20 protein-coding genes and 1 tRNA gene are annotated in these 23721 nt (G+C 32.7%); 11 read left to right on the forward strand and 10 right to left on the reverse strand.

Annotated elements, in window-relative coordinates:
- Nucleotides 1–137 precede the first annotated feature (137 nt).
- Entirely contained in the window at nucleotides 138–2735 is a 2598-nt protein-coding gene (gene gyrA, locus EU98_RS07730; RefSeq protein WP_032515044.1) for a DNA gyrase subunit A, read from the forward strand.
- 24 nt (nucleotides 2736–2759) lie between these two features.
- Nucleotides 2760–3971, forward strand: a complete 1212-nt coding sequence (gene crtL / locus EU98_RS07725; protein ID WP_032515045.1) for a lycopene beta cyclase — start codon at nucleotides 2760–2762, stop codon at nucleotides 3969–3971.
- Nucleotides 3972–3976: 5 nt separating this feature from the next.
- Here the strand turns inward: crtL and EU98_RS07720 are convergent, their stop codons facing one another.
- Nucleotides 3977–5560, reverse strand: coding sequence for a glycoside hydrolase family 57 protein (locus EU98_RS07720; RefSeq protein WP_032515046.1), 1584 nt, complete (start codon nucleotides 5558–5560; stop codon nucleotides 3977–3979).
- A gap of 226 nt (nucleotides 5561–5786) precedes the next feature.
- Between EU98_RS07720 and EU98_RS07715 the strand changes: the two genes are divergently transcribed.
- Nucleotides 5787–7427 carry a 2-isopropylmalate synthase gene (locus tag EU98_RS07715; RefSeq protein WP_032515048.1) on the forward strand — a complete coding sequence of 547 codons (1641 nt, stop codon included), beginning with the start codon at nucleotides 5787–5789 and terminating at the stop codon, nucleotides 7425–7427.
- 82 nt (nucleotides 7428–7509) lie between these two features.
- On the forward strand, nucleotides 7510–7902 hold the full coding sequence (locus tag EU98_RS07710) for a hypothetical protein (protein ID WP_032515049.1): 393 nt from the start codon (nucleotides 7510–7512) through the stop codon (nucleotides 7900–7902).
- Nucleotides 7903–7911: 9 nt separating this feature from the next.
- Here EU98_RS07710 and EU98_RS07705 read toward each other — a convergent pair whose 3' ends face one another.
- Entirely contained in the window at nucleotides 7912–9384 is a 1473-nt protein-coding gene (locus EU98_RS07705; RefSeq protein ID WP_032515050.1) for an HDIG domain-containing metalloprotein, read from the reverse strand.
- Nucleotides 9385–9458: 74 nt separating this feature from the next.
- Here EU98_RS07705 and folD point away from each other — a divergent pair, with 74 nt between their 5' ends.
- From folD to EU98_RS07690, 3 genes are read left to right on the forward strand one after another with little or no spacing between them, the layout of a single operon-like run.
- A complete protein-coding gene (folD, locus tag EU98_RS07700) occupies nucleotides 9459–10355 on the forward strand; it encodes a bifunctional methylenetetrahydrofolate dehydrogenase/methenyltetrahydrofolate cyclohydrolase FolD (protein ID WP_032515051.1) in 897 nt (298 codons plus the stop codon).
- Between the two features lie 36 nt (nucleotides 10356–10391).
- Nucleotides 10392–11294 carry a geranylgeranyl diphosphate synthase CrtE gene (gene crtE / locus EU98_RS07695; RefSeq protein WP_032515052.1) on the forward strand — a complete coding sequence of 301 codons (903 nt, stop codon included), beginning with the start codon at nucleotides 10392–10394 and terminating at the stop codon, nucleotides 11292–11294.
- 13 nt (nucleotides 11295–11307) lie between these two features.
- Nucleotides 11308–11787 carry a divergent PAP2 family protein gene (locus EU98_RS07690; protein WP_032515053.1) on the forward strand — a complete coding sequence of 160 codons (480 nt, stop codon included), beginning with the start codon at nucleotides 11308–11310 and terminating at the stop codon, nucleotides 11785–11787.
- Here the strand turns inward: EU98_RS07690 and EU98_RS07685 are convergent.
- From EU98_RS07685 to EU98_RS07670, 4 genes are all read right to left on the reverse strand, one after another.
- Entirely contained in the window at nucleotides 11784–13175 is a 1392-nt protein-coding gene (locus EU98_RS07685; protein WP_032515054.1) for a cobyrinate a,c-diamide synthase, read from the reverse strand. The two genes, EU98_RS07690 and EU98_RS07685, sit on opposite strands and share 4 nt — an antisense overlap.
- Nucleotides 13176–13178: 3 nt before the next feature.
- Nucleotides 13179–14480, reverse strand: coding sequence for a glucose-6-phosphate dehydrogenase assembly protein OpcA (locus tag EU98_RS07680; protein ID WP_032515055.1), 1302 nt, complete (start codon nucleotides 14478–14480; stop codon nucleotides 13179–13181).
- Nucleotides 14481–14482: 2 nt separating this feature from the next.
- Entirely contained in the window at nucleotides 14483–16006 is a 1524-nt protein-coding gene (zwf, locus tag EU98_RS07675) for a glucose-6-phosphate dehydrogenase (RefSeq protein ID WP_032515057.1), read from the reverse strand.
- A 110-nt stretch (nucleotides 16007–16116) separates the two neighbouring features.
- A complete protein-coding gene (locus EU98_RS07670) occupies nucleotides 16117–17244 on the reverse strand; it encodes an FAD-binding oxidoreductase (protein WP_032515058.1) in 1128 nt (375 codons plus the stop codon).
- Nucleotides 17245–17424: 180 nt separating this feature from the next.
- On the opposite strand from EU98_RS07670, the gene EU98_RS07665 reads away from it, so the two are divergent.
- Nucleotides 17425–17967 (forward strand): SRPBCC family protein, encoded by a 543-nt coding sequence (locus tag EU98_RS07665; RefSeq protein ID WP_032515059.1) that lies wholly within the window; start codon nucleotides 17425–17427, stop codon nucleotides 17965–17967.
- An 11-nt stretch (nucleotides 17968–17978) separates the two neighbouring features.
- Here EU98_RS07665 and EU98_RS07660 read toward each other — a convergent pair.
- Nucleotides 17979–18051: transfer RNA gene (locus EU98_RS07660), tRNA-Glu, on the reverse strand.
- Between the two features lie 41 nt (nucleotides 18052–18092).
- On the reverse strand, nucleotides 18093–19211 hold the full coding sequence (locus EU98_RS07655; RefSeq protein ID WP_032515060.1) for a histidine kinase: 1119 nt from the start codon (nucleotides 19209–19211) through the stop codon (nucleotides 18093–18095).
- A 106-nt stretch (nucleotides 19212–19317) separates the two neighbouring features.
- Here EU98_RS07655 and EU98_RS07650 point away from each other — a divergent pair, with 106 nt between their 5' ends.
- Together EU98_RS07650 and EU98_RS07645 are read left to right on the forward strand one after the other, a co-directional pair.
- Nucleotides 19318–19857 carry a hypothetical protein gene (locus EU98_RS07650; RefSeq protein WP_032515061.1) on the forward strand — a complete coding sequence of 180 codons (540 nt, stop codon included), beginning with the start codon at nucleotides 19318–19320 and terminating at the stop codon, nucleotides 19855–19857.
- Between the two features lie 34 nt (nucleotides 19858–19891).
- The gene (locus EU98_RS07645) at nucleotides 19892–20359 is read left to right on the forward strand and encodes a Villin headpiece domain-containing protein (protein WP_241466371.1); all 468 of its coding nucleotides are present in this window, start codon (nucleotides 19892–19894) and stop codon (nucleotides 20357–20359) included.
- Between the two features lie 15 nt (nucleotides 20360–20374).
- Here the strand turns inward: EU98_RS07645 and EU98_RS07640 are convergent, their stop codons facing one another.
- On the reverse strand, nucleotides 20375–21370 hold the full coding sequence (locus EU98_RS07640; protein ID WP_032515062.1) for a ribose-phosphate pyrophosphokinase: 996 nt from the start codon (nucleotides 21368–21370) through the stop codon (nucleotides 20375–20377).
- 246 nt (nucleotides 21371–21616) lie between these two features.
- Between EU98_RS07640 and malQ the strand changes: the two genes are divergently transcribed.
- Complete coding sequence (gene malQ / locus EU98_RS07635; RefSeq protein WP_032515063.1) at nucleotides 21617–23137, forward strand: 4-alpha-glucanotransferase; 1521 nt, start codon at nucleotides 21617–21619, stop codon at nucleotides 23135–23137.
- A 13-nt stretch (nucleotides 23138–23150) separates the two neighbouring features.
- On the opposite strand, the gene EU98_RS07630 is transcribed toward malQ, so the two are convergent.
- Entirely contained in the window at nucleotides 23151–23645 is a 495-nt protein-coding gene (locus EU98_RS07630) for a helix-turn-helix domain-containing protein (protein ID WP_032515064.1), read from the reverse strand.
- Nucleotides 23646–23721 lie beyond the last annotated feature (76 nt).

Genomic DNA, 23721 nt, shown 5'->3' on the forward strand with positions numbered 1-23721 from the left:
TAATAAGCCAAGATTTATTCAAAAACAACAGGTTTTATTTTGATTTGTGTGTAAATGTAAGTATTTGGGAATTAAATAAATATTTTTTTTTATTCATTATGTCAATCAGCGATTATTATTAAAAAAAGGATTTTTATATGTCTGATATTTTAGATTCTGATAACTCAGGATTAAGCGAAGATAACGACCGAATTATTCAGACTGACCTAAGAAACGAGATGTCTCGCTCATACCTCGAGTATGCAATGAGCGTTATAGTTGGTCGTGCTCTTCCAGATGTAAGAGATGGATTAAAACCTGTTCATAGAAGAATTCTTTATGCGATGTATGAACTTGGTTTAACTAGCGGTAGACCATATCGAAAATGTGCAAGAGTTGTTGGAGAAGTACTAGGTAAATACCACCCTCATGGCGATACTGCTGTATATGATGCTTTGGTTAGGATGGCACAGGATTTCTCTATGAGGATGCCACTCATAGATGGCCATGGAAACTTTGGTTCAGTTGATAATGACCCACCAGCAGCAATGAGATATACAGAATCTCGTTTACAGTCTCTTACAGATGAAAGTCTATTAGAGGATATTGAATCTGAAACTGTAGATTTCGCAGATAATTTTGACGGTTCTCAGCAAGAACCAACAGTTTTACCTGCTAGGATTCCTCAACTACTACTAAATGGATCATCTGGAATAGCAGTAGGAATGGCAACTAATATTCCACCTCATAACTTAGGGGAATTAATTAATGGTCTTAAATCAATCATCAATAATCCTTCGATTGAAGATAGAGAACTTTTTGAAATAATTAAGGGCCCTGATTTTCCTACAGGGGGTCAAATCCTAGCCAGAGATGGTATCAGAGAAACTTTCAAGACAGGGAGGGGTTCAATAACCATGAGAGGTGTAGCAAATATTGAGCAAATTAAATCCAGCGGTAGAGCAGAAAAAGATGCAGTAATAATTACAGAGCTCCCATTTCAAACTAATAAAGCGGCATTAATAGAAAGAATTGCTGACTTGGTTAATGAAAAAAAATTAGAAGGTATTTCTGATATTAGAGATGAAAGCGATCGAGACGGAATGAGGATTGTTATTGAACTAAAAAGGGATGCCTACCCACAAGTAGTTTTAAATAATTTATTTAAGCTAACACCTCTACAAAATAACTTCAGTGCAAATATTCTTGCTTTAGTAAAAGGAGAGCCTACAACACTTTCACTCAGAAAAATGTTAGATGTATTTCTAGACTTCAGAGTGGAGACGATCAGGCGAAGAACAGGATTTTTATTAAAAAAGGCTGAAGAGAGGGATCATATCGTAAAAGGTCTTTTATTAGCATTGGATGCTATGGATGAGATTATTAATCTAATAAGATCGGCAAAAGATACAGTTTCAGCCAGAGAAAAATTACAAACTGATCATGAGTTATCTGCCACACAGGCAGAAGCTATTTTACAAATGCAATTAAGAAGATTAACAGCGCTAGAAGCAGATAAAATCAAAGGGGAACATGATGAGTTAACCAGAAAAATCAACTTATATCAGCAAATATTGAATAGTAAAGAAAGAATTTTTGAAATTATTCTTGAAGAACTTAATAAAATCGATGAAAGATTTTCCTCTCCAAGAAAAACAGAAATACTTGATTTAGGTGGTGGTCTAGATGATATTGATCTTATCGCTAATGACAGATCTGTAGTTTTATTGACTGAAGCAGGTTATCTAAAAAGAATGCCTGTTAATGAATTTGAATCTACAAGTCGTGGGTCTAGAGGTAAAGCTGGAACAAAGACACAAGAAGATGATGAAGTAAAACTATTTATAAGCTGTAATGATCATGATACTCTTTTGCTTTTTAGTGATAGAGGGGTATCTTATGCTCTGCCAGCATATAGAGTTCCCATGAGTAGCAGAACAGCTAAAGGTACTCCATCAGTTCAACTTCTCCCAATACCAAGAGAAGAAAAGATAACCTCGCTAGTTGCAGTAGACTCTTTTGATAACGATTGTTATCTATTAATGCTGACCAAGGCTGGATTTATAAAAAGAACTTCACTTTCTGCTTTCTCAAAAATTCGATCAAATGGTTTAATAGCAATAAATCTTGAGGATGGAGATGCTTTAACCTGGGTTAGATTATCAAAAGAAGGTGACAGTGTTTTGATTGGATCAAGAACAGGAATGGCGATTCATTTCAGACTAGATATTAACGAAATAAGGCCACTAGGCAGGACGGCAAGGGGTGTTAAATCTATGAACCTTAGGAAAGGAGACAATCTTGTATCTATGGATGTTTTAAAATCTGATTTAGTTGATCAATTAGCTAAATGTGAAGATCTTACGAAAGAGTCTGATGAAAATCTTGAAGTTAACTCTTCAGAAGGTCCTTGGGTACTAATAGCCAGTGCGTTTGGACTAGGTAAAAGAGTACCCGTAACTCAATTTAGATTACAAAAAAGAGCAGGCATGGGTTTGAGAGCAATAAAATTCAGAATTAAAGATGATGTATTAGTTTGTTTGAAGGTCCTTGGAGAAGGGGAAGAATTACTTTTTGTGACCGAAAAAGGCGTGATAGTAAGAACAAACGCAGATAAAATATCCCAGCAATCTAGAGCCGCTACTGGAGTAAAATTACAAAAATTAGATGAGGGTGATCATTTATCAGAAGTTGTATTAGTTCCTCATGAACAAACAGAAGAAACAGACCAATTCAACCAAGGCAAAGAAAATTAAAAAAAAAATGGTTTATTAGATAATATGGAAATACTTGATATCCTAATTTTAGGTTCTGGGCCTGCAGCACTATGTTTGGCTTCAGAATTAGCCAAGCAAGATCTAAATATTAAGGGCATTTCAACTAAATCTCCAAATGAAAAATGGGAGAATACTTATGGTATTTGGGCTTCTGAATTAGAGGAATTAGGATTAGAGTCTTTGTTATCTCATCGGTGGTGCAAAACAGTTAGTTTTTTTGGAAATGGCGAAAACAAAAAGGGAGATAATCCTACAAAACATAATTACGATTATGGCTTGATAAATCAAGAAGCATTTCAAAATGAACTTTTAAAAAAATGTAACGGGATTGAATGGTTGAATGAGACAGCAAAAGATATTAAAGAGAAAAATAAACTATCTGAAGTGATTTGTTTTTCAGGTTTAAGAATAGAGGCGAGGTTAGTCATTGACGCAAGTGGGCATAAAAGTAATTTCATAAAAAGACCATTACAAAATGAAATAGCTCAACAAGCTGCGTATGGGATTGTCGGCAAATTTTCATCGCCACCAGTTAATGAGGATCAGTTTGTTTTAATGGATTTTCGTCCAAATCATTTAAACAATGAAGAAAAGTTATCATCTCCTTCCTTTCTATATGCAATGGATCTTGGCAATGAAACTTTTTTTGTTGAGGAAACATCATTAGCTAGTTATCCTGCCTTATCCCAAGAGAATCTCAAAAAAAGACTTTTTAAAAGATTGAATAACAAGGGTATTAAGGTAAATGAAATTTTTCATGAAGAGAATTGCCTTTTCCCAATGAATTTACCCCTCCCATTTAAAAAACAATTTGTACTGGGTTTTGGAGGGTCTGCAAGCATGGTGCATCCTGCATCAGGATATATGATCGGATCTTTATTAAGAAGAGCTCCACTCCTTGCAAAAAAATTAGCAATTTTTTTAAAAGAACCTAATCTCAGTTCTCTTGAACTAGCAACAAAAGGTTGGGAGATCCTATGGCCTTACGAGTTAATACAAAGGCATAAACTTTACCAATATGGTTTGAGAAGACTAATGAGTTTTGACGAAAGTAGATTAAGAAGCTTTTTCTCAAATTTCTTTAGATTATCGACCAATGAATGGGTAGGTTTTCTTACTAATACACTTCCACTTCCAAAACTAATTTACGTGATGAGTAAGATGTTTATAAATTCACCTCTAAAAGTAAAACTAGGAATGCTTAAGTTAAATTAGTATTTTTATTTTCGCCAATCATCAATATTAATATCTGGGAAAATTTCATCTTCTTCCTCAATATCTTCAAGAAATTTTAAATTAATATTGGAACTATTTTTTATCATTTCAACTATTTTCCAGAACCTGAACAAATGTCTTTCTATCCTTTCTTTTGCAAGTTCAGTTGTAGTTCCAGCCCTTAGTATAAAACTCCAATCAGAGGACTCAGAGAGAAGTAATTCTCTTGCTGCTTGCTTGAAAAGTCTTGGTGATAAGTCATTATTAAAATTTTTTGTGCATAAATCAGCAAAAGTTGAGCCTGCCTTAGTGATTTCCGGAACAATCCACGCATTTGCATCATTAATCCAGTAGTTATGGTAACCTCCTTGTCCCCAGCTTGATGGTGATGGATCGCAAATCTGTAGATTTGGCTTTTGAATTAAGAATTCTTTTAAATTTGTTAACTTAATTGAATATTTACTAGAGTTTTTTAAAATATTTTCAATAAAAAAAGGTCCCTCATACCACCAATGACCAAATAACTCTGCATCAAATGGAGCCACCAATAAGGGCTTAAAGGAAGAGGATAATGTTAATTTTTCTAATTGTTTGGATCTCGCGAGAAGATAAGAATCAGCATGTTCCGCAACCTTCTCTTTGGCTTCATTTTCTAAGTAAAATGCCTTTTCTCCTAACGGTAATTTATCATCTGTAATTTTATGAAACTTCAAACCCAAAGGTCTTTTAGTTGAGATGCCTTTCTTTTGGAGTTTGGAGATAGGTAATTCCCATCCCAAGTCTTTATGAAATTCTCTATAAACCTTGTCTCCAGGAAATCCGTCCTTTGCAGACCAAACAGGTAAAGTTGATTCACTGTCTCTTCCAAAGAAGGCAACTCCTTTTTTCGAGCAGATTGGAGCGTAAACACCATACCTAGGCCTCGGTGTAGCGTTTAGAATACCGTGTCCATCTAAGATTGCATATCTAATTCCATAATTAAATAGCATTTCATCTAAATTCTCATAATATGCACATTCAGGTAACCAAATACCTAAAGGCTTAGTTCCAAAAATATTTTCATGATTCCTAATGGCTGTATTGATTTGTCCTTTAACAGTTTCTGGATTCTCCCTTAAAATTGGCAAATATCCATGTGTAGCAGCACAAGTAAGAATATCCAAATTTCCAGAGTTATTTAAAACTCTAAACTTCTCAATTAAATTTCCAGAACATTTTTGCCAATACAAGTATTTGTCATTAAGGTTATTCATTAAAAATGCAGAGGCATTTTTTTCTTCTTTTGGCAGTTCGTTTAAGAAATTATTTCTTGTCTCAATCCAGCTTGGGAATGTTTTTTGAATTTTTTTATTATTTAAAAGTGATAATAACGTTGGAGACAAACTAATAGTAAGTTTGGTATTTAAAGGATTTTCCTTTTTGGAAGATTCTATTGATTGAAGTAAAGGTATGTAACATTCCAAAATCGCCTGAAATAACCAATCCTCTTCTAGGGAGTTTTTTTCATTTTTTCTTACATATGGTAGATGCGCATGTAAAACTATCGCTAACTGGCCTAAAATCTTATTTTTAGAGTATTGACCATTCATACTTTTTAAATTTATGCCTATAGTTCTATAAAATCCGAGATTAATTTTTTATATGAAAGAAGGATTTAACCCTAAAAGAATACTTTAAAAATTTATGTATTTTATTTTTTTTTTTAGAATTTTAACCAATATTATTTAAGTTTTAAACTTTCAGCGAATTTTTATTAAAGTAAATCTAGTCAAAGTTTTTTAATTAGCTTAATATAAGTTTAGTTTACTACCTTTGATGTCAAAAGATCCTGGAAGAATTTTGATATTTGATACAACTCTTCGAGATGGAGAGCAATCTCCTGGAGCCAGTTTAAATCTCGAAGAAAAACTTGCTATCGCCCATCAATTGGCAAGATTAGGAGTGGATGTTATTGAAGCAGGATTCCCTTTCGCAAGTCCAGGAGATTTTAAAGCTGTTAATAAAATTGCTAATGCTGTAGGGAAAGAAAATGGCCCTATAATATGTGGTTTAGCTAGAGCGTCTAAAGGAGATATAAAAGCATGTTACGAAGCAGTAAGTGCCGCTCCCAAGAAAAGAATACATACTTTTATTGCTACAAGTGATATTCATCTTAAACATAAACTTAAAAAATCCAGAAAAGATGTTCTTCAAATAGTTCCAGAAATGGTTAATTACGCAAAATCATTGGTAGATGATATTGAGTTTTCTTGTGAAGATGCCTCAAGGAGTGATCCTGAATTTTTATACGAAGTTATTCAACTAGCAATTTCTGCAGGAGCGACAACAATAAATATCCCTGATACTGTTGGATTTACAACTCCTAGTGAATTTGGCAACCTAATTATCGACATAAATAAAAATGTTCCAAATATCGATGAGGCAGTAATTTCGGTTCATGGTCATAATGATTTGGGTTTAGCAGTAGCCAATTTTCTTGAGGCAGTAAAAAATGGAGCAAGACAACTAGAATGTACTATTAATGGAATTGGTGAAAGAGCCGGGAATGCCTCTCTAGAAGAATTAGTAATGGCACTTCATGTTAGGAAAAGTTTTTTTAATAGTTTTTTCAATAGAAATCCAGATTCCCCAACTCCTCTTACCGCTATAAGAACAGAAGAAATAACGAAAACCTCTAGACTAGTTTCTAACCTAACTGGAATGACTGTACAACCTAATAAAGCAATTGTGGGTGCTAATGCTTTTGCACATGAGTCAGGTATTCATCAGGATGGTGTTTTAAAAAATAGACTAACTTACGAAATTATCGATGCAAAAACTGTTGGTTTGAGTGAAAACAAAATTTCTTTAGGGAAACTTAGTGGAAGAAGTGCGGTAAGAGCAAGATTAGAAGAGATGGGATATGACTTGAGTCGAGAAGATTTAAATGATGCTTTTGCTCGTTTTAAGGATTTAGCTGACAGGAAAAGAGAAATTACTGATAGAGACTTAGAAGCAATTGTTAGTGAACAAGTTCAGCTCCCAGAAGCTAAATTTCAATTAAATCTTGTACAAGTAAGTTGTGGTAACGCCTCTAAACCTACTGCCACTATTTCGCTTATAAACACGGAAGATAATAGTGAAGACACTGCTGTATCAATAGGGACTGGACCTGTTGATGCTGTATGCGAGGCTTTAAATAAATTAGCTAAAGTTCCTAATGAATTAATTGAATTTTCTGTTAAGTCGGTAACAGAAGGAATTGATGCTTTGGGCGAAGTAACAATAAGAATAAGAAGGGATAATAAAATATATTCTGGTCATTCTGCTGATACAGACGTTGTAGTTGCTGCAGCGAATGCTTACGTTAATGCTTTAAATAGACTTGTATTTTCTGAGAAAAAAAATTCAATTCATCCACAATTTGATAATTTAGAGAATTCTGATAATAAATTTCTATCCAATCCTGCAAATTAAATTATTTTCTTAGGATTATTAAGTAGCATTAAAAGTAGTCTCACAATACTGTAGATTAAATTAATAGTTAAAGCAGTAAATAATGAGAGAAAGGGTACTTGGATATTGGGCACTTTCGTGGATTGGCTTAATCGGCAACATAATTGCACTTCCAATAATCGCATTAATAATAAGTTATGGGCCTCCACTAAAAGTTGCGAATATAACTCTTGCCATAAGTCTTGGATGGCCTGCTGCAATTGTTGGAATAGTTTCTTCAGCAGCTCTTTTAGCAGAAAGAAAATGGGGAGTAACTTTAACTCTAGTATCCTTAGCAATGGTAATTTCTGGTATGGGTCCTTATTCAGTTGTAAGGCTCATAACTCTTCAAGACATTTATGGAATTGGTGGGTTTACCCTTTTAACAACATTATTGAGTACGTTAGCTCTACTTTATTGGTGTAATCCAAAACATCGAAGAAGTATTAGGTTATAAAATTTAAAATTAAGAAAAAGTATTATTCTTGCTAGTTGGATACTGAATTCTTCTATGTCTAATTCTTTTCCACACATTCAAAAATGCCCTTTTTATTAGAAAAATTTCTCCTTTCGATAAATTACTATCATCTAATTGCCCATCTTTCTTTCGCGAGTAGATAATATTAGAGATTGTTGCCAAAGCTTCTTTATCAGATGCATTAATATTCATAGCTCTTAGTGCTGCTTCACATCCATCCGCAAGCATTAAAATAGCTGTTTCTTTTGACTGAGGGATAGGGCCTTTGTATCTAAAATAATATTCATTAATATCGAGATTTTTTTCTTTAGCTTTTTGAAAAAAATAACCCATTTTTAGGGTGCCTTGATGTTCAGGAATAAAATTAGCTATCAGTTTAGGTAGTCTATTTTTTCTTGCAAATTTCAATCCTTCATCAACATGAGCCTGTAATACTTCTGCACTTTTAATCGGATCATCTAATTCGTCATGCGGATTTTTTGAACCATCCTGATTTTCAATAAACCAGTTAGGTGCATGCAATTTGCCAACATCATGATATAAAGCCCCAGTTTTAATTAGATCAATATCACCACCAATCATTCTTGTTGCTTCCTCTGCTAAACCACATATAAGTAAGGTATGCTCAAAAGTACCAGGAGCTTCTAGAGACAATCTTCTAATTAAAGGTTTCTCCTTATCAGCCAATTCAAGTAATCTTGCTTTAGTTAATAATCCGAAAATCGATTCAAAAATGGGAATAAATAAGATCGTAAAAAGCATAACTATTGCCAAAAGCAAGGAATCAGAAAATATATCTCTATTAGCTAAAACAAAATCTTGTTTGTTAATAAGAGATATATTATCCTTACCTATCAATATCCATTGACTAAAGAACGATCCTAAGGGTACAAAAATTGATAGTTGAAGTAACTGAGCTCTACTTCTTATTCTTCCTCCAAGAAGAGATACTATCGAAGCGCAAACTAATAAAATAAAAAATAAATTGTTATTGATAACAATTTCTGGATCAGGCCAAATAAGACTCGCTATTGATACCCAAGTTAAAGCTGTTATGCTTCCCATTCCTTGAGATATTATTAATGCCGGTGGAATTATCATAGATAATGGACTTATGCTTGAAGCTAAGGCTAATTTCGTAACTTGAACTGCTAAAAGAAGAGTAATGATCAAGAAGATCTGTCTTGAAGAAATTGTGGGATTCTCTTTTTTTGAAACTAATATCAAAACTCCGGAACTAATAAGTATTTCAGTAAAGGTCAAAAGCCAAGAAACAATATCTGGGATATTTAAAGGAGAGATAAGAAGTAGTTTATAAGAAGAAATTATTGAAATTAGAATGCATACTAAAAAAATTATGAGATTGTCTATTCTTGAAATTTTAATTGGTTGTTTTACTGGGACTTGACTTCGCCTCCACAGATAAAACAATTTCTTTAAGGTAGTTGTGATGTTTTGCACAGAATATAGATTAATCTATTTGAATAATTTAAAATTATAGGCATGCTAGGTATAAAAAGGAGATGTTTTTCTAAATGTCCTTAAAATTAGATGGTAAAAAATTATCTCTTGAAATAGAAGAAAGATTAAATTACTATATCTCTAATAATAAAAAATTTGCAAAAAGAGTTCCCGGTTTAGCTGTAATAAGAATAGGGGAAGACCCTGCTAGTGGTGTTTACGTCAATAACAAAGAAAAAGCATGTTCAAGGATTGGAATAAAGAGCTTTATCTTTCATTTAAAAGATAGTGTAGAACAAAAAGAAGTTGAACAATTAATAATCAAACTTAATTCTGATAAGAATATTGATGGCATACTACTACAACTTCCCATCCCAAAGAAGTTTGACGAGCAAAGACTGATCAGCCATATTAATCCAAGCAAAGATGTGGATGGATTAAATGAGATAAACATTGGCAAATTAGTGAAAAATGAGCCTGCGATGAGATCATGCACACCAGCAGGAATTATTAATTTATTAAAATCCCAAAATATTACAATTGAAGGTAAGAAGATTGTCGTTATTGGGAGAAGTTTGCTTGTTGGGAAACCTCTATCGCTTATGTTTTTGAATCTAAATGGCACGGTAACAATTACTCATTCTAAAACATTACATTTGAATAAAGTCTGTAAAGAAGCAGACATTCTAATTGCGGCTGCAGGGAAACCTAATCTTGTAGATTCGAGTTTTGTGAAAGAAGGAGCAGTAATTATTGATGTTGGAATACATAGATTAAAAAGTTCTGATAAAAAACAAACCAGATTATGTGGCGATGTATTATTAGAAGATGTAATTTCTAAAGTATTTGCTTACACACCTGTACCAGGAGGTGTTGGTCCAATGACAGTAACAATGTTACTTGTAAATACTATTTTTAGCTGGCAAAAACAATTTGGTTTATCATCAACTCTTAATGATCTTTTGCCATAAAATCTATGATGAAAAATTTTTTACTAAAGGTATAAAATGACTGAAGTTATAAATAGTATTTCTGATTTTGAAAAATATCTTAAAAACACAAAAAAGGTTGTAGAAGAAGCACTTGATTTTTCCTTGGGCCCTGAGAATCCAGAAATATTAAGAGAATCAATGAGATATTCCCTTTTAGCTGGAGGGAAAAGAATACGTCCAATTTTATGTTTAGCATCCTGCTCACTGGCCGGAGGAGAACCTTCTCTTGCTGTTCCTACTGCGGTAGCAATAGAAATGATCCATACAATGTCCTTGATTCATGATGATCTGCCCGCAATGGATAATGATGACTTGAGGAGAGGTAGGCCGACAAATCATAAAGTATATGGAGATGCGATAGCTATTCTTGCAGGCGATGCTTTATTAACAAGGGCCTTTGAAATGGTCTCTTTAAGAAGTCCTGGAGTCGATCCAAATAGATTATTAAATGTAGTTGGCGAATTATCCTTAGTTTCTGGCGCACCAGGGCTAGTCGGAGGACAAGTTGTTGATTTGGAATGCGAAGGCAAAGAAGTCGACCTTGAAACTCTCGAATATATTCATCTTCACAAGACTGGGGCTTTACTAAAGGCCTGCGTAAGAACTGGCGCAATGATCGCAGGCGCTAACGAAAAACTTTTACAAGCTCTCACAACATATGCAGAGGGAATAGGGTTAGCCTTTCAAATCATAGATGATATTCTTGATTTAACTTCCAGCAGTGAAAAGCTTGGTAAAACTGCTGGCAAAGATCTTTTGGCTGATAAAACTACTTACCCTAAATTACTTGGAATGGAGGAGTCAAAGAAAAGAGCATTTGATTTAGTTGAAAAAGCCAAAAAAGCAATTGAGCCTTGGGGTGCAGACGCAAAGTATTTAATATCATTAGCCGACTTTATTACAAATAGAGATAAATAATTGTTTTTAATTTATGTCAGAGTTTTTTTCCTTTTTTAATAATTCAGTTCTTTTCTGGAGCTTATTATCCTGTTTGCTAGCTCAATTTTTTAAAATTGTATTTAATTTCTTTTCAACTGGTGAGATAAGATTTGGAATTATGTTCGAGACAGGTGGTATGCCTTCAAGTCATTCGGCCTTAATAACTGGCGCCACATCTGGTATAGGTTATGAATTGGGATTTGATAGCTCAATATTTGCATTATCAGTTGCTGTATCACTAATAGTTTTGTATGACGCTAGTGGCGTTCGAAAATCAGCTGGAATTCAAGCTGCAGAAATCAATAAAATATCAAAAAGACTAGACCCTCAATCTGAATTACTTTTAAAAGAAACCTTGGGCCATACAAAAATTGAAGTCATGGTAGGGAGTTTCTTAGGACCATTAATCACATTGCCTGGGATGTTTTTTTTAGGTTCTCCTCTCAAAATATTTAATTTGATAATAAATTAAGAATGTTTTGAAGAACTAATTTGGGTGGCATCTATAAAGTTTTTTGCGACTTCTGGAGAACTTGGCAAATGTAAGTGAACCCAACTTGCATGTAACTTTTCATCAAAAAAGCCTTCATTTTTGTATTCAGTTTCCCAAGATTTAATTTTCCATGGGGAAGAAAGTTTCTTCTGATTCTCAGCTTTTCCGAAATCAAGTTCAGATAAATTATTTTCAATTCCCCAATAATGAAATTCATGTCCTCTAATTAATTGATTTTGTTTAATGATCGGAGTATCTTTTAAACCTTCAATGTATCTATAACCTACTGAAAGTTTACTTTTGCTTGATCTAAAAGGCAGGATGCCACTCATTTTATGATTATTACCATTTTCGTCTTTTATATAGTCTCCTAAAATCATCATCCCTCCGCACTCAGCATATATAAATCCATTTTTGCGGAATTTCCTCAATGAATTTAAGCTTTTTATAGAGCTACTTATATGATCAGCATATTTTTCAGGGAACCCCCCAGGAATAATTAAAGAAGAAGCCTCATTAGGTATTTCTTCATCATCATAAATACTCCATGAAATCAATGGTATGCCTATTTCACTCAAAAATTCCTTAGTTTCAGGGTATTGAAAATGAAAGATTTTATCTTCTGCTATTGCAATAGGCTTACTTTTATCTATTTTCAAATCTTTAAAATTGACAGAATTAAATATTTTCTTTTGAGGAGATTTCAGGAATTTAATAAGAGAAAATACTTCAAGATTTCTTTCGGCGAAATTTGCAAAATATTCAACATCAATTTCTTTTCCACTATCCATTGGAGATATCAAACCTAAATTAGCTTTGTTTAAAGTTATTTTTGAATCAGATGGCAAAAATCCAAGAATTTCAATGTCTTCATTTTTAAAAACTTCTTTGATTAATTTTTTATGCCTATCTGAATTAACGTTGTTAAATATAATTCCTGAAATTGACAACTCACTATCAAAATCTCTAAAACCTCGAATGGTTGCCAAAAGAGAGGCTACTTGACCTCTAGCATTAACAATAAAAATTATTGGAGCATTGAGAAGTTTAGAGATATTTGCTGTACTGGAATAGGTTGTTGAACCTAATCCATCAAATAGACCCATTGCGCCTTCAATTAATGAGTATTCATATTTCAAAGAATGTTTAAAAAAACTTTCTTGAACCCATTCCTCACCACTTAAAAAAATATCTAAATTCCTACAAATAGGTTGGCCAATTGAACTAAGTTGTTGTTGATCAAGATAATCAGGGCCTACCTTGAAAGTTTGTATCTTTATACCTTTTGAGAACGCCCAACAAGATAGTAAAAGGGATAATGTAGTTTTCCCACTATCAGTTGAAGGAGAAGATATTACACAAGGCATCTATTAGTTATTAAAACCATTAAATATTTGAAGGGCTATTTTAATAGAATTTTCAAAAAGAGGGCTGGTATTTCCTCTACTACTTCCCAATAATTTACTAACATCGTATTCTGATGTAGAAAAAGAATTTGGAACAACTTGTTCTATTAATTCCATATTAGCCATTCCCCCTGCTTCAAGTCTCATACATTCCACTGATTCACAGCCAAGTATTACACAAGTGTTATTTTTTTGAACCTCACTAATTTTTGAAATCAGCCTCAATCCAATAACTTGTCCTAAATGTATACTTGGATTTCCCAAAGATAAGGGATTAATTGATGCAGAAATTATTTCGCCATTAATTCTTTCAAACTCTATTTTTGTTAATTCTCTATCCCTTTCAACTCTTAGAAAAGACCACCCAAGTTTATCGCTAATCCAGGCAATCAAAAACAAAGCTTGAATCATATGATCTCCTGCGATATCAATGTCAATATCAGTAATATGATCTAAAATTGGTCTCCTAGAAGGCGGATCAAAAATCATTGCCAATGATTCCCTCCAATTTTTCAATCTAACCCAATTCAAATCATTAATAGCTTTATTTGAATTATCTAATTGATCTAAAACTTTTAAACATCTTTGAGGCGATCCAAGAGCAGTATCAATTATCAGCCTTATATCATAATTAGTAAAATATTCGAAGATTTCAGGCGATTCATCTAAGCTTCCATTCCACCATAACCATGAAGGCAATTCATCAAAAGTTAATTCATCAATTATTTTTAATCCTTTATTAGATATTGAGGCCGAGTCCCCTCTAATTACGACTAAATCCCCACATATAGGTTGCATTGATGGAGTATCACTTAATGGACAATAAGCGGATACAAAAGTTTTGATATCTGAATTTTTATTTAATGTTGGCGCTAGAGTTATTAATCTTCTTGGATTCAATGTACTTATTGATGATTCAAAAAATTGTCCTCTAAAATCTTCAAAGTCTTTATTAGATAAATTTTCCTTCAACAAATTCAATAATTCTTCACTATTAAGGGAAGTAGTGATAGGAAGTCCTTGATCTAACATAAATTTTTTTGCAACTTCAATTATCTCTGGACTTAAATTCCCCGTAATTGGTCCATTTACTAATCCTTTTTGAACCAAACATTGTTCTAACCAAGCAGGCTGCCAGACCATTAATGTAAAAGTATTAGCTCCACTATTATCTTTATCTTCTGATATCCATAATTTATTGAGGTAATCTGAAATTTCCTGATAAGGCAGCTCTAAGGGGGTTTGGAGTGTTAGTTGAGGTTTCATTTTTAAGGTCTACGCCAGAAAATATTATCTTTTGAAATTAATTGATCAGACTCAGGAGGTCCCCACGTCATAGATTCATAATTATAAATAGGTAACTTCCAAGGAGAATTATCCATCAATTCTATTAAAGGCGTATAAAGTTTCCAGGCTGCCTCTACTTCATCACTTCGCGTAAATAAGGTTGGGTCAGAAAGCATTGCATCAGCTAATAATCTTACATAGCCTTCATCTGAGGGTTCTCCAAATGATTCATCATAAGAAAATTCCATCTCAACAGGTCTTGATTTCATACCAGAACCTGGAGATTTTACCTCAAATTTGAATGTAGCACCTTCATTTGGCTGAATTCTAAGGATAAGTTGATTTGGGGCAGGATTTATTATTGTTGATTCAAATAAATGTACAGGAACGTCTTTAAAAGTCAAGACTATTTCTCCAAGTCTTTTAGGTAGTCTTTTACCTGTTCTCAAATAAAAAGGAACCCCTTGCCAACGCCAGTTATCAACGAAAACTTTTGTCGCAATATAAGTTTCTGTCGTACTATTACAATTAACACCATCTTCCTGCCTATATCCTTTGAGTCGATTTGAAATATTTCCTCCCTCTCCATATTGACCTCTTATGCAACAATTCCACGGTTCATTTTCGTCAGCAAGCTTTGAAGCTTGAAGGACCTTAGCTTTTTCATTTCTTATTGCTTCTGGTTCAAACTTTCCAGGAGGTTCCATAGCAGTAACAGCAAGCATTTGAGTCATATGATTTTGTAGCATATCCCTTAAAGCACCTGAGCTTTCGTAATAACCTGCTCTATCTTCGACACCCACTGTTTCAGATGAAGTAATTTGAACACTTGATATATAGTTTCTGTTCCAAATTGGTTCAAAAATTGTATTAGCGAACCTCAAAACAAGAATATTCTGAACTGTTTCTTTACCTAAATAATGATCAATCCTATAAATCTGACTTTCTTCAGCGCAACTTTGAACGATCTTATTCAATTTTTTTGCACTTGAATAATCTCTTCCAAAAGGTTTTTCAATCACTAAACGACTTTTCTTCGGGTCATCTAAAAGGCCAGCTTCTTTAAGAGCTTTACATCCACTTGCATAGAAATTCGGAGATACTGATAAATAGAATGTTCTATTTCCATGAGTAGCTTGTGTTTTATCAATTTCATTTAATCTTCTAGAAAGCCGTACGACATGATCACTTTGCTGTAAGTCAACTGGTTCATAGAAAAGATAATTAGAAAATTGTTCCCACTCTCTTTCTTTACCAGAAATTTGATTTGATAGCTTTACTTTCATCTTTTCTCTAAACTCATCATCAGTCCAAGGTCTTCTCGCACAACCAACTATTCCAAATTCACTCGGAATTCTTCTTTGCATGTAGAGTTCAAATAAGGCTGGTATTAATTTTCTATGAGTAAGGTCCCCACTAGCACCAAATATTACTAAGCATTGTGGAGATATGACTCTTTCTTGACGTAAACCTAATCTTAGAGGATTACTTAAAATTGAAGGCATATTTTTAGTGTTCTTTATTTAAAATCCTCTTTTTTTCAAATATTAGCTACAAATTGTGTCTAAACCAAAAAGTATTTAGTAGTTAAAACTTAAATCTAAATATTAAAGATTTAGTAAGTTTCTACGTGCCATCTTCCTGCTTTTTTTAATTGAGGTCTTAATTCTGACCAATTCAAGCCTTTTTCTTCTGCTGCCTTAGTCATTGCTTCATCTATTCCAGGTTCCATACCCTTTAATCCACAAAGATAAATGTGTGTCTTTTCATCTTCAATCATATTGAAAAGTTCATTGGCTGACTCTAAAACTCTGTCTTGAATGTACATTCTTCCACCTTTTGTATTTTGCTGCTCACGACTAATCGCTTTTGTATATTTAAAATTATCTGGATTATCAGCGAGGTATCTTTGAAGATCTTCTTCGTATAACAAATTAGCCGATTTTGGTGCACCCATAAATAACCAAGCTTTACCCTTGAAATTCCATTTATTTTTTTCTTTTTCAGTTGGTTCGAACATTCTTCTTAAATAAGCCCTCATTGGAGCTATTCCAGTTCCAGTGGCCAACATAACAATATTCGCATCCTCCTCATCAGGGAGAAGCATTTCTTTACCTACAGGACCCGTTATTTTTACTTTATCTCCAGGCTTAATATCGCATAAGTAAGTGGAACAGACACCATTAATTGTTTCACCATCTTTTTCATATTGAAGCTGTCTTACACAAAGAGAAACTGTATTCCCATTAAAGTTATCTCCATGTCTGGTACTAGCTATTGAGTACAGTCTTAATTTGTGAGGTTTTCCATTAGCATCTTCACCAGCAGGCATGATACCAATACTTTGACCTTCTACATAATTTAAAAATGGATCACTATCTTTAAGGTCGAAAGTTATGTGATTAACTCTACCAATTGCTCCTTCTTTGAGAAGACTATAATTTTCAATGACTGTTCCTTCGAATGGTGTCTTAGGACGATAAATATTGACTGGAACATCTGCATGTTTTTTCTTTGTCACTTTTGGAGTTTCTGTTTTCTGAGCTTCTATTTTTGAATTTTCTGCTTTCGAAACAACCGGTTTTTTTGGTTCCAAAGCTTTTGATTCAGGTTTTTTTGTTTTTGCTTGTTCAACAAATTTTAAAGCTCTTTTATTAAAAGTTGTGAGTATAAAATAAAAAACAGCTATTACCACTGGTATATGAGCTAATCCCCCCGCGATTACTTTTGCTTGTGAATACATTTTTTAAATTTCTTTAATAAAAGATTATCAATTTGTAGTTTAATTTGTAGTGATTTTACAAAAATGGTTACGTTTTGAGATCGGAATAAATAGGTGAAATTATTTTTATTTTTCAGTTTTTATTGTTTTTATCAGTATAGTTACACAGAAATAATTTTTATCTAATTAAAAATTTATTGTATGAACAACCCTCAAGAATCAATGAATCATTGCAAAGACAATGATATCAGGACAATTGAGCAGACGATGGAAAAGCTTTCTGGCGGAACAAGACGTCTGGCAGCTCAACTAACAACTTCTGCAAGTTTCGATTCTTTGTGGAGTGTTTTAACAGATTATGATCGACTAAATCTTTACATACCAAATCTCTTATCGAGCAAAAAAATATTTCAAAAGGACAATAATGTACACCTTAAACAAGTAGGTGCTCAGGATTTCCTAGGCATGAAATTTTCAGCTGAAGTAACTATAGACTTATTTGAAGATAAGGAGCTTGGCCTATTGAAATTCAATTTGATAAAAGGAGATTTCAGGAAATTTGAAGGTAGTTGGCAAATACGAAATATTAAAAATACTTCAAAAATTTCACTAGTTTATGATCTTACTGTTCAAGGTTGTCAGTGGATGCCGATAAGGATGATAGAAAAAAGACTGAAAAAGGATCTTTCAGAAAATTTAATTGCCGTAGATAGGCAAGCAAAATCATTAAAAAGATCGTTATAAATTTAAATTAATAGCCCCAAGGGGATTCGAACCCCTGTCGCCTCCGTGAAAGGGAGGTGTCCTAGGCCTCTAGACGATGGGGCCAGGAAATTAGCATGACAGCTTATTAAAAACTAAGAGTAAGGCTAGCCTTTCGTCAAGTATTGTTGCTCTTTGTTTTGTCCTTGCCACACAGGAACTGTGAAATGGAAGCAGGAACCTTCACCAATTTCAGATACGACCCATATTCTTCCTCCATGGACTTGTACTATTCTTCTACATACTGATAACCCTATTCCAAATCCTGAAGTTCCTTCAGAAGTCTGGGGAAGTCTTACCCTATCAAGAAAAATTCTTTTTTGTTCGCTCAAAGGAATGCCTGCACCTTTGTCACAAATTGTTATTTCTACCCATTGATTTGTCTTATGAATCATAGTGATTTTTATAGATCCAGAGTCTTTAGAAAATTTAATAGCATTTTCAATTAAATTTAAAAAAACTTGCCTCATTCTTCTTTGATCTGCAAATACACTTGGCAGATCAGATGGAATATCAGTATCAATTTCAATATTTCTTAATCTCCAGAATTTTTCTAATTCGAGTATTACTTCAGCACTAATATTACCTAAATCAATTTTTTGAGGATTAAATAATGCTTCCCATTTAGTTGTTCCAACCTCTAAAAGATCCTGCGATAAGAGTTCGATCTCTTCAAGACGTCTTTTAATTACCTCCTGCAATTTTGAAATATCTATTTGTCCTAGTTTTTGACTTTGAACAGCCAACGTTGCAGCAGTTAAAGGAGTTCTTAATTCATGCGCGACCATTCTTAATAATCTTTCCTGAGATTCTATTCTTTTTGTTAATGTCTCATTTTCTTGTCTTAAAACAAGAAGTTCGTCTTCCAATAGAAATTCTTTTTGAGTTCTTATTGAATCAATTTTGGATGGTTGCAAATTAATTCCAAGATTTTTTGTTAAGCCTTCCTGAGTCCACCTTGGCAACCATTTTTGCAACTGAGAAAAAATATTACTTCCAGCAAATATTTGCTTTGGAGCTGGGGAAAGCTTTATAAGAGCAGGAATAGCGACTAATCTATGTAATTCAAGTAATTCTGGCTGTTCTGTTGGCTCAGAGATCTGAAGAGATATCTCAAATTCACAATCATCTGATTCCAAATAAGATATTAGGGACTTAATATCATTACTAGAAAGTTGATTTCTAGCTGCCACAAGTATTAATTTTAACTGTTTTTTATCATTCAAAAGAATTCCTCTGAAGTGTTGAAAAGCTGTTAATCCTTATAAACACCTTAAGATATTTTTTTTTATTTTACAGATCGGCTATTAAATAAATAGGACTTTTTTATAAATGGTTGCTATTAATCCAAAGAAAAATTTACATTTTGGTGAAAACTCTCCAGAAATCAATTTAAATAGTAATTTAAAAAGGTGGTTTTCAAGGAATATTGGATTTTGGCAATCTAATAGAACATATTTTCTCGATGAAGCACAAAAAACTTATAATTTAATCATGAATATAAATATTCAAGCTCTCGAGAGTAAATCTGAATGGGAGTCTCACTATAAATTTACTTGGTTCCCAGAAAAAAAATATAATTTCTTTGACGAAAATCCCCAGTACAAAGAAAGTGGAGAAATGCTTGCATTTTTAAAAGGCCATCAACTTATGAGGGAAAATTTTTATTTAAGTAATGATGAAGGGATTTCAAATATTAAGCAAGTCGACGAACACGAAATGATTTTTGAATCTTCTTATAAAGATTGGTATATAATTGAACATACAAGGCTTGTAGATTCTGATAATTATAGATTTAGGGTTATATATTCATGGAAAAAAAATAAACTAAAAATAGTTGAGAATCATCACGAAATTAAAATTATTAAATAACTTCTGTAAGCAGATTAAGTTTAAAAAATAAATAATGTTATCTTTAATATTATTAACTAATAAATCAAATATGGGTTTTAAGATATCAAGAGTTTTTCTAATTCCTTTAATTTTTTCATTTTTTTTGTTTGATATAAATAAAACTAATAATGCAAGTGCAAATGTTAAAAATTCCCCTGCTAACAAAAATGATTTAGATTTATATCATGGAATGGGAGTTTCATTCCTATGTAATGCAACAAGAAAAGGATTTGATTTGGATTTCCCAAAAACATTAAACGTTGCTTCATCAACTTTCGCATCAGTAGTTTCACAAAAACATGGAGGGAAAATAATAGAAAAAAAGAAAGAACAAAAAGTTGATATTAAGCAATTACAATTTATTGCATCTCTGCAATTAGTAGAATCTGCTCTTCAAGTCTGTCCTGATAACGTTCCTGAAAAAATTGAAAACCAATTTAAGATTGAAACTGAGAGACTCAAGAAATTACAAGGATTGTAAAATAAATAATTCCTTTTATCTAAACATTGAACTAACGGAACTTTCTTCGTGGATTCTCCAAATAGCTTCCCCCAACATATTTGCGACAGAAAGTATTTTTAACTGTGGAAAATCATCTTTATTTTTAACTGGTATGCTGTTAGTCACAATAACCTGTTCGAAGAGATCCTTAGTGCTTAATCTTTCATAAGAAGGAGGGGAAAATACAGCATGTGAGGCACATGCAAATATCCTATTAGCTCCTTCCTTTTTTAGCAAATGAGCTCCAGAACAAATTGTGCCTCCAGTGTCTATCATGTCATCTATAAGAATGGCCGTTTTACCTTTGACTTCACCAATAACCGTTAGACTTTCAGCGATATTATGCGCAGATCTCCTTTTATCAATGATCGCCAACGGCGCATCCTTCATTAATTTTGCAAATGCTCTAGCTCTCGCCACTCCTCCTACATCAGGGGAGACTACAACTATTTCTTCTAAATCTAAAGTTTCTAGATAATCAATTAACACAGGTGAACCATAAATATGGTCGCATGGTATATCAAAATAACCTTGAATTTGAGCCGAATGTAAGTCCATAGCAAGAACTCTATCAACTCCTGATTTCTCTAGTAAATTAGCAGTTAGTTTTGCAGTTATAGACTCTCTTCCAGAGGTCTTTCTATCTGCCCTTGCATATCCAAAATAGGGGATGACAGCCGTTATTTGTCTTGCTGAAGCTCTCTTACATGCGTCAACCATGATCATAAGCTCCATTAAACTATCGTTTACAGGAGCGCATGTAGGTTGTATGAGAAATACATCACAACCTCTAATAGATTGCTGGATCTGGACATAAAGTTCTCCATCTGCAAATCTTTTAGATATTAAAGGTACATTTTCAATTCCTAAGTATGATGCAATTTCTTCAGCTAATTTAGGATTTGTTGTCCCACTTACTAATCTTAATCTACTATTAGTAAGATTAAAGTTAGATTCTTTATTCTGCATTGCCGTGATAAAACTTGTCACGTAATTTGCAACATAGAACTATATTCTTATCGTAGTCGTTTATGTGAATTTCGCAAAAGATAATGAATAGATGTTTTTAAAAGTCAAATCCAATTAAGAAAAAAAATTTTTGATTAAAAATTAGAATTTATATTTATTCATACTAAAAATCAGGTAATGATATTTGTCAATTAAAAAAAATTTGTATATGGTTGAATTTAGAGAATTAAAAACACGTTAAGTGTAAAAAATAAAATATATTTAAACATGCCTATAGAGTCAATTATTCCAAGAAAATCATTAGGCGTACTTATGCATCCAACATGTATTCCAGGAGGAAGAGTATGTGGAACTTTTGGAAGAGGAGCTAAAGATTGGATAAAAAAACTTCATAAGCATGGAATTGAATACTGGCAATTTTTACCTCTTACTCCTACTGACTCGACAGGTTCTCCATATAGTTCCCCATCTAGTTTTGCACTAAACCCATGGTTTTTGGATATAGATAATTTAATCGAAAAAGGTTTTATCTTCATTTCAAATAAAGATAATCTAGGTCCAACAAATCAAGATAAAGATCATTTTGATTTTAATATCGCGGAAGACTTAACAAAAAAAATAGGTCTTCTCCTTTTGCAAGGTTGGAGTTCACAATCTGAAGAAAGAAAAATTAATTTTAACCAATGGGTCAGTAGGAATTCTTGGGTTGAGGATTATGCAACATTTGTTGTTATCAGAGAGGAATTTAATATGTTGCCTTGGTGGGAATGGCCTCAAGAATTTAAAATAAAAAATAACAAGTTCTTAGAATCATGGATAAAGAAAAAAAGTGAAGAGATACTTATAAAAAAATTAATACAGTGGCATCTTGATGAGCAATGGAGCGTCATTAAAAACTTTGCAAAATCGAGAAATATTAAGTTAATAGGAGATTTGCCTTTTTATGTTTCCAGAGACAGCGCTGACGTATGGAGTAATAAATCATTATTTTCAATTTTTAAAAATGGAGATTTAATCTTTCAAAGTGGTGTACCACCTGATTATTTTTCATCAACAGGACAATTATGGGGTACCCCAACTTACTTTTGGTCAAAGCATAAAAGAACTAATTTCAATTGGTGGAGAAAAAGATTTCAAAGACAATTTGAACTTGTTGACATATTGAGATTTGATCATTTCAGGGGTTTAGCCGGTTACTGGAGGGTTAATGGCAGTTCTAAAACGGCAATTAATGGAAAATGGATAAATTCTCCAGGTAAAACACTATTAAATAAAGTGAAACAAGATCTAGGGGGTAACTATCTACCAGTTATTGCAGAGGATCTGGGAGTAATAACTCCAGATGTGGAGAAATTAAGAAAAAACTTCGAACTGCCTGGCATGAAAATATTACAATTCGCTTTTGATGGCAATGAAGATAATCCTTATTTACCTAAGAATATTGAAGGAGAAAATTGGGTTGTTTATACAGGTACTCACGACAACTCTACTTCTGTTTCCTGGTGGAAATATTTAGATTATGAATCCAAAAAAAGAATAAAAGATGAGTATAAATTTTCAGAAAATCCTTCTTGGGATTTAATAAAAATTGGCATGAAAACTAATGCTAATCTTTTTATTGCTCCATTACAAGATCTATTATCTCTAGATGATTCAAGTAGATTAAACAAACCTGGTACCACAAAAAATAACTGGAAATGGAAGTTAAATCGTCCTTTAGAAGAAATAGATGATAATATGAGAAGCTTTAGTGAGCTAGGAAATAATTTTGGAAGAACTCCAAAGTAAAATTTATTAAAAATTATTTATCAACAACATGATTTTCAATATTTTCAATCTCAATAACATTTACATTTAAAATAAAGTATCTTTTTAAAATAAATATAGTAAAAACTAATATAAAAAAATACAAAAAGCTTCCTTGCCATGTATTGATAAGATCGAATTTCCTGAAAAGAAAATCCTTTCCCTCTTTCCTTAAAATTTTTCTTTCTTCAACTGCTAAATTTAATAATGTATTTTTTTTTAATACTAAGCATTCCTCTAATTTAATTAATATAGATCTTATAAAAGGATACTCTGGCCTAATATTTTTATTATTATTTTCAATAGAGTTTATTATTCGTTCAGGAATTTTTGAAATGTATGACAATTCTTTAATTGTAAGGTTTTGTTGCGTTCTTGCTTCTTTTACCAAATTTGCAATTTCAATATATTGGTCAACAAGTTCATAACTATAGTCTTTATTTTTTTCAGATTTTTTGTTAAGTAAAAAGAGATTTTTCAAAATATTCATTTAATTTCCAAAAATAAATAATACTTTTTACTTCTTATTTTTAAAACATTACAACCAATTCTAATCGAATTACAAT

The sequence above is a fragment of the Prochlorococcus marinus str. MIT 9314 genome (genome assembly GCF_000760035.1).
GTDB lineage: Bacteria > Cyanobacteriota > Cyanobacteriia > PCC-6307 > Cyanobiaceae > Prochlorococcus_A > Prochlorococcus_A marinus_B.

Excerpts from the sequence above, each read along its gene's own strand:
- gyrA (WP_032515044.1), top strand. The coding sequence starts at position 138 with ATGTCTGATATTTTAGATTCTGATAACTCAGGATTAAGCGAAGATAAC.
- crtL (WP_032515045.1), top strand. The coding sequence starts at position 2,760 with ATGGAAATACTTGATATCCTAATTTTAGGTTCTGGGCCTGCAGCACTA.
- EU98_RS07720 (WP_032515046.1), bottom strand. The coding sequence starts at position 5,560 with ATGAATGGTCAATACTCTAAAAATAAGATTTTAGGCCAGTTAGCGATA.
- EU98_RS07715 (WP_032515048.1), top strand. The coding sequence starts at position 5,787 with ATGTCAAAAGATCCTGGAAGAATTTTGATATTTGATACAACTCTTCGA.
- EU98_RS07710 (WP_032515049.1), top strand. The coding sequence starts at position 7,510 with ATGAGAGAAAGGGTACTTGGATATTGGGCACTTTCGTGGATTGGCTTA.
- folD (WP_032515051.1), top strand. The coding sequence starts at position 9,459 with ATGTCCTTAAAATTAGATGGTAAAAAATTATCTCTTGAAATAGAAGAA.
- crtE (WP_032515052.1), top strand. The coding sequence starts at position 10,392 with ATGACTGAAGTTATAAATAGTATTTCTGATTTTGAAAAATATCTTAAA.
- EU98_RS07690 (WP_032515053.1), top strand. The coding sequence starts at position 11,308 with ATGTCAGAGTTTTTTTCCTTTTTTAATAATTCAGTTCTTTTCTGGAGC.
- EU98_RS07685 (WP_032515054.1), bottom strand. The coding sequence starts at position 13,175 with ATGCCTTGTGTAATATCTTCTCCTTCAACTGATAGTGGGAAAACTACA.
- EU98_RS07680 (WP_032515055.1), bottom strand. The coding sequence starts at position 14,480 with ATGAAACCTCAACTAACACTCCAAACCCCCTTAGAGCTGCCTTATCAG.
- zwf (WP_032515057.1), bottom strand. The coding sequence starts at position 16,006 with ATGCCTTCAATTTTAAGTAATCCTCTAAGATTAGGTTTACGTCAAGAA.
- EU98_RS07670 (WP_032515058.1), bottom strand. The coding sequence starts at position 17,244 with ATGTATTCACAAGCAAAAGTAATCGCGGGGGGATTAGCTCATATACCA.
- EU98_RS07665 (WP_032515059.1), top strand. The coding sequence starts at position 17,425 with ATGAACAACCCTCAAGAATCAATGAATCATTGCAAAGACAATGATATC.
- EU98_RS07650 (WP_032515061.1), top strand. The coding sequence starts at position 19,318 with ATGGTTGCTATTAATCCAAAGAAAAATTTACATTTTGGTGAAAACTCT.
- EU98_RS07645 (WP_241466371.1), top strand. The coding sequence starts at position 19,892 with ATGTTATCTTTAATATTATTAACTAATAAATCAAATATGGGTTTTAAG.
- malQ (WP_032515063.1), top strand. The coding sequence starts at position 21,617 with ATGCCTATAGAGTCAATTATTCCAAGAAAATCATTAGGCGTACTTATG.
- EU98_RS07630 (WP_032515064.1), bottom strand. The coding sequence starts at position 23,645 with ATGAATATTTTGAAAAATCTCTTTTTACTTAACAAAAAATCTGAAAAA.